The sequence below is a fragment of the Chlorogloeopsis sp. ULAP02 genome, from assembly GCF_038404745.2.
Taxonomy (GTDB): Bacteria; Cyanobacteriota; Cyanobacteriia; order Cyanobacteriales; family Nostocaceae; genus Chlorogloeopsis.
The window spans coordinates 1-1,370 of the sequence record NZ_JAYKTT020000038.1; the positions used below are offsets into that span (position 1 = coordinate 1).

A 1,370-nucleotide genomic window follows, 5' to 3' on the forward strand; every position below is an offset into this window, starting at 1 on the left:
TTGACATACTCCCCACCCTTGAAGGGTGGGGATTCTAGGCTCAAACAGAGATTGCTGGTATAACCAGTCTGACATCACCTAACCCAATGGTTGATGCCCCAACCATTTGAATATTACGTGCAGCGTTTTCGTCCCTTCCATTAATTGATTGACAGGATGGACAACGCCATTCTCTAACAGATAAATCAATTTTTTCTAGAATATGACCACAACTAGAGCAAGTTTTAGTAGATGGATACCATTGATCTACAAACACCACCTGTTTATGTTTCTTTTTGGCAACCCATTCTAGAATTTGCAGGAACTCACCAAGCGCCAAGTCTGATATTTTTCTACCCCAAAGACGCTGCATTCCTTTGAGGTTTAATGTTTCAAAACATAGCACATCAAACTTATCGGTTAATTCATGTGCTAGTTTCCAAAACCAATCACGACGACGACTAGAGATATCTTCATACTTACGTACTAAATTCTTTCTAGCTCGTTCCCGATTGACTGAACCTTTTAATTTCTTAGAATGCTGTCTACTGGCTTTTTTGATGGCGTTTAGGGACTGCTTGAAAAATTGTGGAGACTCAATTTTAGTGCCATCTGAGCAGGTGAGAAACGTTTTTAAACCGAAATCAAATCCCGCGATCTTACCAGTCGTGAATTTAGCTTCTGGTTTGCTAGCTTCATCAACAACCACAACCATAAATAATTCACCTAATCGTGTGCGTTTTATGGTTAAAGTTTTAACATTTCCCTCTATCTGTGTGGACTTCCAGAACTGATAAACTTTGCTCCCAATCTTTACCCTCTTACCACCCAGAAACTTATAACCTGCTTGTTTTAGTGTGAATGATTTGTACTTCTTAACCTTTTTAAACCCTGGTGGTCTAACTCCTTTTTTGTTGTGTTTAAAAAATAATTGGTAGGATTTCTCAATGCGTTGGCAGATATCTTGAACTGCCTGAGAACCCACTGTTTGCCAAAATGGGTTCTGTTTCCGCATTTTGGCGAGATGAGACTGAAGTTTTGCACAACTTAAATGTTTACCCCACATTCGGTAGTACCGCTTGTGTAGAGCAATGCAATGGTTATAAATCACCCCACTTGCATTGATCATACGCTTGAGGTGTCTGTTTCGCTTGTGTTGATAGAGCTTAAACTTCAGTGTTTTCATGCTAATATCTTACCACGGCATGACAGCAATATGACAGCATGAAAAGATTAACAGTACGATGCTCTGATGAAGAATACGAAATACTTGTGGAATATTGCACAAACACAGACCGCACCCAAAACGATGTACTCAGGCAATTGATCCGAAAATTAAAGAAAAGTCGCCCAACAAGGGCGAGGCTTTAAACCCATTTTTCTGGTAAAAA

The 1,370-nt window shown here is 39.6% G+C and carries 2 protein-coding genes; one reads left to right on the forward strand and one right to left on the reverse strand.

All coding sequences use genetic code 11. The features are described 5' to 3' along the window. Positions 1-40: 40 nt before the first annotated feature. Positions 41-1,165 carry an RNA-guided endonuclease InsQ/TnpB family protein gene (locus U2718_RS14540; RefSeq protein WP_411813291.1) on the reverse strand — a complete coding sequence of 375 codons (1,125 nt, stop codon included), beginning with the start codon at positions 1,163-1,165 and terminating at the stop codon, positions 41-43. A gap of 38 nt (positions 1,166-1,203) precedes the next feature. Between U2718_RS14540 and U2718_RS14545 the strand changes: the two genes are divergently transcribed. Beyond that, the gene (locus U2718_RS14545; protein WP_411813292.1) at positions 1,204-1,350 is read left to right on the forward strand and encodes a ribbon-helix-helix protein, CopG family; all 147 of its coding nucleotides are present in this window, start codon (positions 1,204-1,206) and stop codon (positions 1,348-1,350) included. The last annotated feature ends 20 nt before the right edge of the window (positions 1,351-1,370 follow it).